At 69.1% G+C, this 13121-nt stretch carries 11 protein-coding genes; 2 read left to right on the forward strand and 9 right to left on the reverse strand.

Annotated elements, in window-relative coordinates; all coding sequences use genetic code 11:
• The first annotated feature begins 140 nt into the window (after nt 1–140).
• Both ACQ66H_RS03170 and ACQ66H_RS03175 read left to right on the forward strand, forming a co-directional pair.
• Nucleotides 141–548 (forward strand): YciI family protein, encoded by a 408-nt coding sequence (locus ACQ66H_RS03170; protein ID WP_430432783.1) that lies wholly within the window; start codon nt 141–143, stop codon nt 546–548.
• 47 nt (nt 549–595) lie between these two features.
• Entirely contained in the window at nt 596–1867 is a 1272-nt protein-coding gene (locus tag ACQ66H_RS03175; RefSeq protein ID WP_430432784.1) for an RNA polymerase sigma factor, read from the forward strand.
• A 647-nt stretch (nt 1868–2514) separates the two neighbouring features.
• On the opposite strand, the gene ACQ66H_RS03180 is transcribed toward ACQ66H_RS03175, so the two are convergent.
• The 9 genes from ACQ66H_RS03180 to ACQ66H_RS03220 form a co-directional block, all read right to left on the reverse strand.
• On the reverse strand, nt 2515–3837 hold the full coding sequence (locus ACQ66H_RS03180) for a hemolysin family protein (RefSeq protein ID WP_430432785.1): 1323 nt from the start codon (nt 3835–3837) through the stop codon (nt 2515–2517).
• A gap of 92 nt (nt 3838–3929) precedes the next feature.
• On the reverse strand, nt 3930–4640 hold the full coding sequence (kdpE, locus tag ACQ66H_RS03185) for a two-component system response regulator KdpE (protein ID WP_430432786.1): 711 nt from the start codon (nt 4638–4640) through the stop codon (nt 3930–3932).
• Nucleotides 4637–7387: a two-component system sensor histidine kinase KdpD gene (gene kdpD / locus ACQ66H_RS03190; RefSeq protein WP_430432787.1), complete on the reverse strand. Its 2751-nt coding sequence runs from the start codon at nt 7385–7387 to the stop codon at nt 4637–4639. The genes kdpE and kdpD overlap by 4 nt, the downstream gene beginning before the upstream one ends.
• A 9-nt stretch (nt 7388–7396) precedes the next feature.
• Entirely contained in the window at nt 7397–7519 is a 123-nt protein-coding gene (locus ACQ66H_RS03195) for a hypothetical protein (protein ID WP_430432788.1), read from the reverse strand.
• Nucleotides 7520–7521: 2 nt separating this feature from the next.
• Nucleotides 7522–8103, reverse strand: coding sequence for a potassium-transporting ATPase subunit KdpC (gene kdpC, locus ACQ66H_RS03200; RefSeq protein WP_430432789.1), 582 nt, complete (start codon nt 8101–8103; stop codon nt 7522–7524).
• Nucleotides 8104–8118: 15 nt separating this feature from the next.
• Nucleotides 8119–10203, reverse strand: a complete 2085-nt coding sequence (gene kdpB / locus ACQ66H_RS03205; protein WP_430432790.1) for a potassium-transporting ATPase subunit KdpB — start codon at nt 10201–10203, stop codon at nt 8119–8121.
• Between the two features lie 13 nt (nt 10204–10216).
• A complete protein-coding gene (gene kdpA / locus ACQ66H_RS03210; protein ID WP_430432791.1) occupies nt 10217–11956 on the reverse strand; it encodes a potassium-transporting ATPase subunit KdpA in 1740 nt (579 codons plus the stop codon).
• Nucleotides 11956–12048 (reverse strand): potassium-transporting ATPase subunit F, encoded by a 93-nt coding sequence (locus ACQ66H_RS03215; RefSeq protein WP_081629055.1) that lies wholly within the window; start codon nt 12046–12048, stop codon nt 11956–11958. The genes kdpA and ACQ66H_RS03215 overlap by 1 nt, the downstream gene beginning before the upstream one ends.
• Before the next feature lie 107 nt (nt 12049–12155).
• Complete coding sequence (locus tag ACQ66H_RS03220; RefSeq protein ID WP_430432792.1) at nt 12156–13100, reverse strand: phosphatidate cytidylyltransferase; 945 nt, start codon at nt 13098–13100, stop codon at nt 12156–12158.
• Between the last annotated feature and the right edge of the window lie 21 nt (nt 13101–13121).

The raw sequence follows: 13121 nt of genomic DNA on the forward strand, positions 1-13121 counted from the left end.
CTTCGATTCAGCTCGCAGTCGCGGTCAGAAGACCGCTCCCACACAAGCGTCCGAGCCGATGGCGCGCACTGTCGATCCGCGCACCGGTCGCTCGTCAACCCTGCGACGGCGCCTGTCGCGCCGACTCCAGGAGAGCAGCCATGCGTTACATGATCATCGTCAAGGCCACTGCCGACAGTGAGGCGGGCGTCATGCCGGAGGAAGCACTGATGGCTTCGATGGCCTCCTATCATGAAGAACTGATGCGCGCCGGCGTGCTGCTCGACGCCTCCGGGCTGCAGGCCAGTTCGAAGGGCTGGCGTGTGCGTTACCGCGATGCCGGGCGCAGCGTCATCGACGGCCCGTTCGCCGAAACGAAGGAACTGATCGCCGGCTACACGCTGATCCAGGTCGCCTCGCGCGAGGAGGCGCTGCATTGGACGCGCCGCTTCCCGAACCCGGTCGGCGAGGGGCGCGACGCCGAAATCGAGGTGCGCCAGGTGTTCGAACTGGACGACTTCGCACCGGGTAAGGCGGTGGAACGCTTCCGCCGCATGGACAAAGCCTGACGGAGACGAAGCATGATGAACGGGACGACGACGGTGCACACCGGACGATGACGACCGACCTGCACCGCACGCTGGACGCCGTCTGGCGCATCGAGTCGGCGCGCATCATCGGCGCGCTGGCGCGCATGGTGCGCGACGTCGGCCTCGCCGAGGAGCTGGCGCAGGACGCGCTGGTGACGGCGCTCGAACAGTGGCCCGACAAGGGCGTGCCGGACAACCCCGGCGCCTGGCTCACCGCCACCGCCAAGAACCGCGCGCTCGACCTGTTGCGTCACCGCAGCATGCAGGCGACCAAGGCCGACGCGCTGACCTGGGAAATCGAATCGCAGCTGCAGGACGGCGCGCCACCGGCACCCGACAGTGCGCTCGACGAACCGATCGGCGACGACGTGCTGCGGCTGATGTTCGTCGCCTGCCACCCGGTGCTGTCGCTCGAAGCGCGCGTCGCGCTGACGCTGAAGATGGTCGGTGGTCTCGCCACGCCGGACATCGCACGCGCCTTCCTGGTGCCGGAGGCGACGCTGGCGCAGCGCATCGTGCGCGCCAAGCGCACGCTGAGCGAGGCGCGCGTACCGTTCGAACTGCCCGGTCCGGCCGAACTGGGCGAGCGGCTCGACGCCGTGCTGAAGGTGATCTACCTCATCTTCAACGAGGGCTATGCCGCCACCGCCGGTGAGCACTGGATGCGCCCGGCGCTGTGCGAAGAGGCCTTGCGCCTCGGTCGCATACTGGCCGAGCTGGCGCCGCAGGTCGCCGAGGTGCACGGCCTGGTGGCGCTGATGGAAATCCAGGCCTCGCGTCTGCACGCGCGCACCGACGCAGGCGGCGCACCGGTGCTGCTGCTGGAACAGGACCGCACGCGCTGGGACCGTCTGCTGATACGCCGCGGGCTGGCTGCACTGGAACGCGTCAACGCGCTGGGTGGTGGCTACGGCCCGTACGCCCTGCAGGCCGCCATCGCAGCCTGTCATGCGCGCGCCGCCCACGCCGACCACACCGACTGGCCGCGCATCGCAGCCTTGTACGACGCGCTGGCGCAGATCGCGCCGTCACCGGTGGTCGAACTGAATCGCGCCGTGGCGGTGGGCATGGCCTTCGGCCCGGCGGCCGGTCTGGAGGTCGCCGATGCGCTGCGCGACGAACCGGCGCTGCGCCACTATCACCTGCTGCCCGGCGTGCGTGGCGACCTGCTCGCCAAACTCGGCCGCCACAGCGAAGCCTGCGAAGAATTCCGCCGCGCCGCCGCGCTGACGCAGAACGAGCGCGAGCGTGAACTGCTGACCGAACGCGCGCGCGTCAGCGCGGACGCTGCTCGCTGACCTCAGGCAGGCAATGCGCGTCGGCGGTGCGCGGTCAAACCGATCAGCGCGGCGCCTGCTGCCGCGGCCGGGGTTCTGTGGGAGGGGTCTTCTGACCCCGACAGCGGCCTGGATCGAAGCTGGCGGACAGCAGCGGCCGTGTCGCGGCCAAGGCCGCTCCCACAGGAATCGCGCCGGTGCGCAAGGCTTACCACCCGAGCTGTGGCAGTGGTTTTGTGGGAGGGGTCTTCTGACCCCGACAGCGACCTGGAGCGAAGCCTGCGGACAGCAGCGGCCGTGTCGCGGCCAAGGTCGCTCCTATAAGGGACGCTCCCACGCGGAGCACGCACGATCCGCGGCCGGAGCCGGTCTTGTGGGAGGGGGCCTCCGACCCCGATTGCGGTGGGCAGCATTCCCGACCATCGCACCGACGAAAAAGGCGGCCCGCAGGCCGCCTTTGAGAACTCACAGCCATTGCTGTGGAGGAGGAGAGCCGAGTATCGCCCTTGTCCGCCTGCGTGCAAGGGCTGTCACAAATACTTCATGCGCCTCTGTTCCGCGGACGGCTCAAGGTGCGCAACGGGGTGCGACAGGTGATCGAAGGGCGGTGCAGCTGCCCGGCGCATGCCGCTGCGTGGTGCATGCGTCGGTGGCTGGCGAGCTTCGGTTCACTCCGCGTTGACCGGCGCAGGCAGCGGTTCGAGTCGCTGCACCAGCACCTTGTTGACCCGGTTGCGGTCCATGTCCATCACCTCGATGCGCAGGCCGGCGACTTCGAAGAAGTCGGTGGCGACCGGGATGCGGCCGAGCATGTGCAGCACCAGTCCGCCCACCGTGTGGAAGTTTCCGCTGTCTTCACCCGGCAATACGTCGTCGATACCGAGCACGGATTTGACGCGCTCGATCGACGTGCCGCCGTTGACCAGCCACGAACCGTCGGCGCGCTGTACCACGTCCGCTTCCTCGTGCGCCGCCGGCACCGACATGTCGCCGACGATGGCGGCGAGCACGTCGTTGACGGTGACCAGTCCCTGCAGGTCACCGTATTCATCGACCAGCAGCGCCAGATGCTTGCGCGTGCGGCGGAAGTTCTCGAGCAGTTGCGCCGTGCTGACCGTGTCCGGCACGTAGAGCGGCGCTTCGAGCAGCGCTTCGATGCTGCGCCGGTCTATCGTCTCGCCAGCCAGCGACTGCTTCAGCAGGGCGCCGCTCTGCAGCACGCCGAGCACGTGTTCCAGGCCGTCGCGGCACACCAGCACGCGGCTGTAAGGGCTGTCGGCGATGCGCCGGCGAATGTCCTCCTCCGGGTCATCGAGGTCGATTGCGTGGATGTCCTTGCGCGGCGTCATGATGGCGCCGACGCGCAGTTCGTCCAGGCGCAGCACGTTGGACACGATCTGCTGTTCGCTCTGGTGGAACACGCCCGCTTCCGCGCCCTGGCCCATCAGCACCTTGATTTCCTCGTCGGTGATGGGCGGCTCGTCGGTGCGGCGCGCACCGGCGATGCGCAGGATGGCGTTGCTGGTGACCGACAGCACCCACACCAGCGGCCGCGCGACGCGCGCCAGCAGCACCATGGGTCGCGAAATGAGCGAGGCGATGCCTTCGGGGGCCAGCAGCGCCAGCCGTTTCGGCACCAGTTCGCCGACCACGACCGAGAAATAGGTGATGCCGACCACCACGACGGACAGCGCCACCGTGCGTGCATAGGGCTCGATCAGCGGGAATCCCGACAGCCAGGCGGCCAGCGGATCGGCCAGCACCGTTTCGCCCATGGCGCCGCTCAGGATGCCGATCGACGTGATGCCCACCTGTATCGTCGACAGGAAATTCGACGGGTCGTCGTGCAGCCGCACCGCGGCCTGCGCCCCCTTGTGGCCGTCCTCGGCAAGACCGATCAGGCGCGCCTTGCGCGACGACACGACGGCGATCTCCGACATCGCGAAGACGCCGTTGAGGAGAATGAGTGCAAACAGTAGCGCGACGTCCATGCTGCAGGCCACCCGCTGTCCGATGCGTGGCCCCGGTGTGAAGGAAGGGCCATTATCCCCCACGGGGTACACCCCTCCCGCCCGGGCGAGGACTAGCGGCTGTCGGCGATGAAGCGGTAGCCGACGCCGGTCTCGGTCAGCAGGTGCGCCGGCCGCGCCGGGTCGGCTTCGAGCTTGCGCCGCAGATGGCCCATGTAGATGCGCAGATAGTGGCCGTGTTCGACGCTGTTCGGCCCCCACACCGCGCGCAGCAACTGGCGGTGCGTCAGCACCTGGCCTTCGTGTGCCGCCAGCGTGGCGAGCAGCCGGTACTCGACCGGCGTCAGGTGTACCGGCTCGCCGGCGCGCGTGATCAGGCGGCGTGCCAGATCGAGTTCGCACTCACCGAAGCGCAGCGGGCCTGCCGCATCGGCCGGCGCGCCGCCGCGGCGGCGCAGCGCGACGCGCACGCGCGCCATCAGTTCGCCGACCGAGAACGGTTTGATCAGGTAGTCGTCGGCGCCGGCGTCGAGTGCCGCGATCTTGTCGTCGTCGCCAGTACGCGCCGACAGCACGATGACCGGCACGCTGCTCCAGCCGCGCAGGTCGCGGATCAGGTCAACGCCGTCGCCGTCCGGCAGGCCGAGGTCGAGCACCAGCAGATCCGGTTTGCGCGTGCCGGCCTCGATCAGGCCGCGCTGCAGCGCCTCGGCCTCGAATACCTGATGCCCCGCCTCCTCCAGCGCCTGACGCACGAAACGGCGGATCGCCGCATCGTCCTCGACGATCAGTACTCGGGACACCGGGGGCAGCAGACTGCTCATGCCGCACAGTCTGCCGCAGACGGCAAATCGTTGCCCGCCGGCGCGTCACGGTGCGGCAAGGTCCAGCGGAACACCGCGCCGTGTGCCGGCGGCGGCCGGTTGGCGGCGCCGATGTCGCCGCCGTGCGCGCGCACGATGGCGCGGCAGATGGCCAGCCCGAGGCCGACGCCCGGCGTGCTCGATTCCGCCTCGCCGCGCGTGAACTTGCGGAACAGGTCTTCCGGATCGCCGGCCGGCAGACCCGGGCCGTCGTCGCTCACCTCGACCGCGATCGCGTCGCCGTCGCGCGCGGCGGTGATGCGTATCGTCGTACCGGCCGGTGTGTACTTGGCGGCGTTCTCCAGCAGATTGACCAGCACGCGTTCGAGCAGCACGGCGTCGCCGTACAGCAGCGGCAGATCGGGCGGCAGATCGACGCGCACCTCGTGCCGCGCCAGCGCGCCCTCGATGGCGCGGATCGCGCTGCCCGCGAGTTCTTCCAGCGACTGCCAGTCGTGGCGCAGCGCCACCGCGCCGGCCTGCAGTCGCGCCATGTCGAGCAGATTGTTCACCAGCTGCGCGGTGCGCCGCGCCTGATCGACGATGGCAGCGATGGCCGGGCCGTGGGCGGACCCTTCGCGCGCCAGCGCGCCGGACAGGTTTTCCGACATGCCGATCAGTGCGGTCAGTGGTGTGCGCAGATCGTGCGACAGCGCCGCCAGCAGCGAATTGCGCAAGCGTTCGGATTCCATCGACAGCAGCGTGTCCTGTGCGACAGAGACGAAATGCACGCGCTCGATGGCGATGGCGACCAGCGCGGCGTAGGTGTCGAGCAACTGGCGCTGTTCCGGAATCATCAGCAGCCGCGCGTGTGCCGGCTTCACGGCGATGACGCCGCGCGTGCGCATCGGCGCCTGCAGCGGCAGGTAGAGCGCCGGTGCGCCGGGCAGCGTGCCGGTACCGGCGCCGGCCGGTTCGCTGTGGTCGTAGGCCCACTGCGCCAGGCCGGCGTCGGGTGCGAAGCGGTCGTTGTCGGGCGAGGCCGGTGCCAGCCGTTCGGCGGCGTCCGGCAGCAGCAGTGCGGCGTGGCCGCGGAAGGCGCGCTCGACCGCGCGTTCGCCGATCTCGGCCACCTGTTCCAGCGTCAGCGCGCGCCCGAGATCGCGTGCCATCTCGAACAGGCTGCGCGCGCGGTCCTCGCGGTAGCGGGCGACGCGCGCCTGGTACTGCAGCGAGGCGGTGAGCTGACCGATGACCAGACCGACCGCCATCATGACGGCGAAGGTGATCAGGTACTCGGCGTCGCTGACCGAGAAGGTGAAGCGCGGCGGCACGAAGAAGAAATCGAAGGCCAGCACGTTCAGCACGGCCGACGCCAGCGCCGCCCGGCGACCGTGGCGCACGGCGATGGCGACCACGGCCAGCATGAACAGCATGACGATGTTGGCGAGGTCGAAGTAGGGCGCCAGCGGCGTCGCCAGCACCGTCACCGCGGCGCACGAGGCGCCGGCCCACAGATAGCCGCGCAGCGAGCGTGCGACCGCCTCGCCGTCCTCGTCCTCGGCGGGTGATGTCGGTGACGCGAGCGGGCGGCCGTCGTCGCGCCGCGCGATCACCATGAATTCGATTTCCGGTGCCAGCGCCGCCACCCGTTCGCCGAAATGGCTGCGGCCGGTGGCGCGCTGCCACAGCGTGCCGATCCAGCCGCGCAGCGAATAGCCGGTCACCAGGGTGCCGAGATTGTGTTCGCGCGCGTAGGCCACGGCGGCCACGGCGGCGTCCTGCGCGGTCAGCGTGGCGGTGGTCGCGCCCAGCGACTCGGCCAGCTTGAGGGTGGCCAGTATCGCGCGGCGGCGTGCTTCGGGCAGGCGCTGCAGCGCCGGTGTTTCGATGTAGATGGCGTGCCAGGGCGCGTCGGCCTGCGCCGCCCGGCGGGCGGCCGCGCGCACCAGCCTTTCGGCACCGGCGTCCGGGCCGACGCAGGCGAGCAGCGCATCGCTCACCTGCCACACCGCGCGGCTGGCCTGCGCAACGTGTTCGCGCCGGTAGCTGCGTACGTCTTCCTCGACCCGCTCGGCCGTGCGGCGCAGCGCCAGTTCGCGCAGCGCCATCAGGTTGCCCTTGCGGAAGAAGTTCTTCACCGCGCGCTCGGCCTGCTCCGGCAGATACACCTTGCCCTCGCGCAGCCGGCGCAGCAGGTCGTCGGTCGGCAGGTTGACCAGCACCACTTCGGAGGCGGAATCGAATACGTGGTCGGGCACCGTTTCGCGCACGCGGATGCCGGTGATGCCGCCGACCACGTCGTTCAGGCTTTCGATGTGCTGCACGTTCACCGTGGTCCACACGTCGATGCCGGCGTCGAGCAGTTCGTCGATGTCCTGCCAGCGCTTCGGGTGACGCGAGCCGGGCGCGTTGCTGTGCGCCAGTTCGTCGACCAGGAGCACGGCCGGCCGGCGGGCCAGCGCGCCGTCGAGATCGAATTCCTCCAGCGTGCGCCCCTGCACCGTAAGCGCGCGGCGCGGAAGCCGTTCCAGCCCCTGCAGCTGCTGCGCGGTTTCGCTGCGGCCGTGCGTCTCGACGACGCCCACCACGACGTCGATCTGCTGCTCGCGCAGGCGCTGCGCGGCATCGAGCATGGACCAGGTCTTGCCGACGCCGGCCGACGAACCGAAGTAGATCTTCAGCCGGCCGCGCGCGGCCCGCGCCTCCGCCGCCTGTGCGGCGGCGAGCAGGGCGTCCGGGTCGGGGCGTATCGGTTCGTCGGTCATCGTCGCAGTCTAGGGTCTGTTGGCATCGAATCGCGAACCGCGTTTGCTGCGCGCGACCAGCCAGCCGACCAGCACCAGCGGCGCGGCGATGGCCAGCAGACTGAGCAGCGGCACGAGGAAGTCGTGGTCCATGTTCAGCGCAGCGCGTCGAGCGCGCGGTTCAGCGCCAGCACGTTCACCCGCGGCTCGCCGATGAAGCCCAGCCACGGATGACGCGCGTGTCGTTCGATCAGCGCGTTGACCGCGGCCGGATCGATGCCGCGCACCCGTGCCACGCGTGCGACCTGATAACGCGCGGCGGCCAGGCTGATGTCGGGGTCCAGGCCGCTGGCCGACGCGGTGACCAGATCGACTGGCACCGGTGCGCGGTTGTCCGGGTCGGCGGCCCGCAGCGCGGCGATGCGCTGTGCCACCGCGTCCATCAGCAGTCGGTTGTTCGCACCCAGATTGCTGCCGCCGGACGCCGCGCCGTCGTATGGCTGCGGCGCGGTTGCCGACGGACGCGACCAGAAGTGGCCGGGCGACGAGAAGGGCTGACCGATCAGCGCCGAGCCGGTCAGCTGTTCTCCGTCGCGGATCAGCGATCCGGCGGCCCGCTCGGGGAACAGCGTCTGCGCCAGCGCGGTGACCAGCAGCGGGTAGGCGAGGCCGGTCAGTGCGGACAGCAGCAGGAAGAGCGACAGCGCGGGGCGCAGGGCGTGCAGTGCGGCGTTCATGACAGGACTCCGTGTTCAGGTGAGGTGCAGCGCGGTGAGCAGCACGTCGATGAGCTTGATGCCGACGAAGGGCACGACGAAACCGCCCAGGCCATAGAGCAGACCGTTGCGACGCAGCAGCGCGGCGGTACCGAGCGCGCGGTAGCGCACGCCGCGCAGCGCCAGCGGGATCAGCGCGACGATGATGAGCGCATTGAAGATGACGGCCGACAGGATGGCCGACTCGCCCGACGCGAGCTGCATCACGTTCAGCACACCCAGCTGCGGATAGGTGGCGGCGAAGGCGGCCGGCAGGATGGCGAAGTACTTGGCGACGTCGTTCGAAATGCTGAAGGTGGTCAGTGCGCCACGCGTCATCAGCATCTGCTTGCCGATCTCGACCACCTCGATCAGCTTGGTCGGATTGCTGTCGAGGTTGACCATGTTGCCGGCCTCCTTCGCCGCCTGCGTGCCGCTGTTCATCGCCACCGCGACATCGGCCTGCGCCAGCGCCGGCGCGTCGTTGGTGCCGTCGCCGGTCATCGCCACCATGCGGCCTTCGGCCTGGTAGCGGCGTATCAGCGCCAGCTTGGCTTCCGGCGTCGCTTCGGCCAGCACGTCGTTGACGCCCGCTTCGGCGGCGATGGCGGCAGCGGTGAGCCGGTTGTCGCCGGTGATCATCACGGTGCGTATGCCCATGCGCCGCAGTTCGACGAAGCGCTCGCGGATGCCGCCCTTGACGATGTCCTTCAGTTCGACCACGCCGAGCACGCGCGCGCCGTCGGCCACCACCAGCGGCGTGCTTCCGCGCCGGGCGGCGTCCTCGACGATGCGCACCAGTTCGGGCGCGAACTGCCCGCCCAGCGATTCGACATGCTGGCGCACTGCTTCGGCCGCGCCCTTGCGGATCTGGCGGCCTTCCCAGTTCACGCCGCTCATGCGGGTCTGCGCGGTGAAGGGCACGAAGGCGGCGTCGTGCGACAGCAGCTGGCGTTCGCGCAACGCGAACTTCTGTTTGGCCAGTACGACGATGCTGCGCCCTTCCGGCGTTTCGTCGGCCAGCGAGGCGAGTTGCGCGGCGTCGGCCAGTTCGCGCTCGCTCACGCCGGGCGCCGGCAGGAAGGCGGCGGCCTGGCGGTTGCCCAGCGTGATGGTGCCGGTCTTGTCGAGCAGCAGCACGTTGACGTCACCCGCCGCCTCGACCGCGCGGCCGGAGGTGGCGATCACGTTGGCGCCCAGCATGCGGCTCATGCCGGCCACGCCGATGGCCGACAGCAGGCCGCCTATCGTGGTCGGGATCAGGCACACCAGCAGTGCCACCAGCGCGGTCACGGTGACCGGGCTGCCCTGTCCGCCGGCATCGACCGCGAACAGCGAGAAGGGCAGCAGCGTGACGGTGGCCATCAGGAAAGCCAGCGTCAGCGCCACCAGCAGGATGGTCAGTGCGACTTCGTTCGGCGTCTTGCGCCGCTTCGCGCCCTCGACCATGGCGATCATGCGGTCGAGGAAGCTGTCGCCCGGATTGACCGTGCAGCGCACGACGATCCAGTCCGACAGCACGCGCGTACCGCCGGTGACCGACGAGAAATCGCCGCCGGCTTCGCGGATGACCGGCGCCGATTCGCCGGTGATGGCGCTTTCGTCCACCGAGGCCACGCCTTCGATCACCTCACCGTCGCAGGGCATGGTGTCGCCGGCTTCGACCAGCAGCACGTCGCCGATGCGCAAGGCGCCGGTATCGACCGCGTCCCAGCGCTCGCCCTGGCGCGGCGCGCGCAGCTTCTTTGCGGTGCCGCGTTTCTGCAGGCTGCGCAGGCTGGCGGCCTGCGCCTTGCTGCGGCCTTCGGCCAGCGCCTCGGCGAAATTGGCGAACAGCACGGTGAACCACAGCCACAGCGCATTGGCGCCGATGAACCAGGCCGGCGCCTCGCCCTGACCGGCCAGCGCTTGCAGCCACAGCGCGCTGATCAGCACGGCGCACAACCAGACCACGAACATGACCGGATTGCGCCACTGCGCCACCGGATTGAGCTTGATGAAGGCGTCGCGCACCGCGCCGCGCAGCAGTGCGGGGTCGAGCAGCCCGGCGGCCGGGCGCGAAGGATGAAGGGCGTTCGTCATGATCCTGAGAACCTCAGCGATACAGGTTGATGTGCTCGACCACGGGGCCGAGCGCCAGCGCGGGCAGGTAGGTGAGCGCGCCCACCAGCAGCACGGTCAGCACCAGCAGCACGACGAACATCGGTCCGTGCGTCGGCATCGCGGCGTCCTGCGCGGCGGCGGGATCGCGCACGGCGCGGGTGCGCGCAGCCAGCGCGCCGGCCAGTGCCAGCACCGGCACGATGACGGCGAAGCGGCCGAGCGCCATCGCGACCGCAAGTGTCAGGTTGTAGAAGGGGGTGTTGGCCGACAGCCCGGCAAAGGCGCTGCCGTTGTTGTTGGCGGCCGACGAGAAGGCGTACAGCACTTCCGAGAAGCCGGCTGCGGCCGGATTCAGCAGGCCGGCGCGACCGGCCTCGCTGCTCACCGCGAGCGCGGTGCCGGACAGCACCAGCAGCGGCGTGACCAGGATGGCGACGGCCACCCATTTCATTTCCGCCGGTTCGATCTTCTTGCCCAGGTAGGCCGGTGTGCGCCCGGTCATCAGCCCGGCGACGAACACCGCCAGCACGGCGAACAGCAGCATGCCGTACAGCCCCGAGCCGACGCCGCCGAACACCACCTCGCCGAGTTGCATCAGCAGCATCGTGATGCCGCCGGCCAGCGGCGTCAGCGACGCGTGCATCGCGTTCACCGCGCCGCAGGAGGCGGCCGTCGTGATGGCGGCGAACAGCGCGCTGGCGGCGACGCCGAAGCGCACCTCCTTGCCTTCCATATTGCCGCCGGCCTGCAGCGCACTGGCGGTCTGGTCGACACCGAGCGCGGCGAAATGCGGGTTGCCCGCCTGTTCCAGCGACATGATGCCGATCACCGCGGCCACGAACAGCACGGTCATCGCGGCCAGCAGTGCCCAGCCCTGACGGCGGTCGCCGACCACGCGACCGAAGGCCATGCACAGCCCGGCCGGAATCGCGAAGATGGCCAGCATCTGCAGCACATTGGTCCACGCCGTCGGGTTCTCGAAGGGGTGGGCCGAATTGGCGTTCATGAAGCCGCCACCGTTGGTGCCCAGCATCTTGATTGCTTCCTGCGAAGCCACCGGACCCATGGCCAGCGTCTGCGTGCCGACCGTACCTGCATCGGTATGCAGCGGTTCGAGCAGCGTGACCGTCAGGTCGGGCGACATGTTCTGGATCACGCTCTGCGCCGCGAACGCCAGCGCCAGCAAGAAGGACAGCGGCAGCAGCAGCCACAGCGTGATGCGCAGAAGGTCGATCCAGAAATTGCCGATGCTGCCCGCACCGCTGCGGGCGAAGCCGCGCATCAGCGCGAAGGCGACCGCGATGCCGGTGGCGGCGGACAGGAAGTTCTGCACCGTCAGGCCCAGCATCTGGGTTAGGTGGCTCATCGTTGACTCGCCGCCGTAGCCTTGCCAGTTGGTGTTGGTGACGAAGCTCACTGCGGTGTTGAGCGCCGAGTCCCAGGTCGGCGCGGCGAACTGCTGCGGGTTCAGCGGCAGTTCGAACTGCAGCCGCTGCAGCGCGTACAGCGCGACCACGCCTATCAGGTTGAACAGCAGCAGCGCGCCAGCGTAGCCACGCCAGCTCTGCTCCTCGTCGCTCACGCCACAGGTGCGCAGCAGCGACGCCTCGATGCCGGCCAGCGGACGCGGCGCCCGTTCCGACACCAAGGCCAGCCAGCGACCCAACGGCAGCGCGATCAGCCAGACGGCCAGCACGAAGCCGCCCAGCAGCATCCACATCTGGGCGGTCATCACAGATCCTCCGCGCGCCACAGCGCCCACAGCAGATAGACGAACAGCGCCGCGGCCAGCGCGGCGCAGATTCCGTACAGCGTTCCCATCATGATTCCTCCGCAGACGATGTGCGAAGACTAGGCGGGCACGTGCAAAGACGGTCTATAAATCGTGCGCCCCGCTGTATACGCGGCGTAAACGTGTCGTCAGCGAACGATCAGGGCGTGAAGAAATAGCGTGTGAGGTGGAAGAACACCGGTGCGGCGAAGCTGACCGAATCCATGCGGTCCATCATGCCGCCATGGCCCTGGATCATGCTGCCCCAGTCCTTCGCGCCCAGGCTGCGCTTGACTGCCGACAGCACCAGCCCGCCGAGGAAACCCATGATGACGATGGCGGCCGACATGCCGGCCGCCTGCAGCGGCGTGAAGGGCGTGATCCACCACATCGCGGCGCCGATCGCGGTGGCCGACAGCGCGCCGCCGACGAAACCTTCCACCGTTTTCGAAGGGCTCACCACCGGCGCGATCTTCGTCTTGCCGAATAGCTTGCCGAACACGTACTGCAGCACGTCGCTCAGCTGCACGACGAGCAGCAGGTAGAACAGCAGCAGCGCGTTCTGGCCGGCGTAGTCAGGGATGTCGAGCAGCAGCAGCGCCGGTACGTGGCTGATGCAATAGATGGTCAGCATGACGCCCCACTGGATCTTGGCCGCGCGTTCCAGGAAGTGCTCGACGTCCTGTGCCAGCACCGACAGTGAAGGCAGCAGCAGGAAGCCGTAGACCGGGATCAGTATCGAGAACAGCGCGTACCACTCGTCGGCGATCAGCGCGTACTGCAGCGGAATCGCGATGAAGAAGGACACCGACAGCGCGCGGTGGTCGCCCGGCCGGGTCGGCGTCAGCGTCATGAATTCGCGCAGCGCGAACCACGATATGAGCGCGAACATGACGATGGTGGCCATCTTGCCAAGCATGAAGGCGACCGCGAACACCGCCACCATGATCCACCAGGCCTTGATGCGCGCATTGAGGTTGTTGACCACGGCACGGCCCGACTCGCCGCTGACCCGCCGCGACAGCACCCAGCCGATCAGCGACGACAGCAGCAGCACGGCACCGATGCCGCCCATCAGCCAGTAGAACTTGTCCTGTGCGCTCATTCCGTTTCCTTTTTGTTGTCG

Origin of the sequence: Methyloversatilis sp., assembly GCF_965284615.1 — a bacterium.
Classification (GTDB): domain Bacteria; phylum Pseudomonadota; class Gammaproteobacteria; order Burkholderiales; family Rhodocyclaceae; genus Methyloversatilis.

Coding starts and splice junctions, on each gene's coding strand:
- kdpC (WP_430432789.1), bottom strand. CDS start 8,103: ATGAACGCCGCACTGCACGCCCTGCGCCCCGCGCTGTCGCTCTTCCTG.
- ACQ66H_RS03220 (WP_430432792.1), bottom strand. CDS start 13,100: ATGAGCGCACAGGACAAGTTCTACTGGCTGATGGGCGGCATCGGTGCC.
- kdpD (WP_430432787.1), bottom strand. CDS start 7,387: ATGACCGACGAACCGATACGCCCCGACCCGGACGCCCTGCTCGCCGCC.
- kdpE (WP_430432786.1), bottom strand. CDS start 4,640: ATGAGCAGTCTGCTGCCCCCGGTGTCCCGAGTACTGATCGTCGAGGAC.
- ACQ66H_RS03175 (WP_430432784.1), top strand. CDS start 596: ATGACGACCGACCTGCACCGCACGCTGGACGCCGTCTGGCGCATCGAG.
- kdpB (WP_430432790.1), bottom strand. CDS start 10,203: ATGACGAACGCCCTTCATCCTTCGCGCCCGGCCGCCGGGCTGCTCGAC.
- ACQ66H_RS03170 (WP_430432783.1), top strand. CDS start 141: ATGCGTTACATGATCATCGTCAAGGCCACTGCCGACAGTGAGGCGGGC.
- kdpA (WP_430432791.1), bottom strand. CDS start 11,956: ATGACCGCCCAGATGTGGATGCTGCTGGGCGGCTTCGTGCTGGCCGTC.
- ACQ66H_RS03215 (WP_081629055.1), bottom strand. CDS start 12,048: ATGATGGGAACGCTGTACGGAATCTGCGCCGCGCTGGCCGCGGCGCTG.
- ACQ66H_RS03195 (WP_430432788.1), bottom strand. CDS start 7,519: ATGGACCACGACTTCCTCGTGCCGCTGCTCAGTCTGCTGGCCATCGCC.
- ACQ66H_RS03180 (WP_430432785.1), bottom strand. CDS start 3,837: ATGGACGTCGCGCTACTGTTTGCACTCATTCTCCTCAACGGCGTCTTC.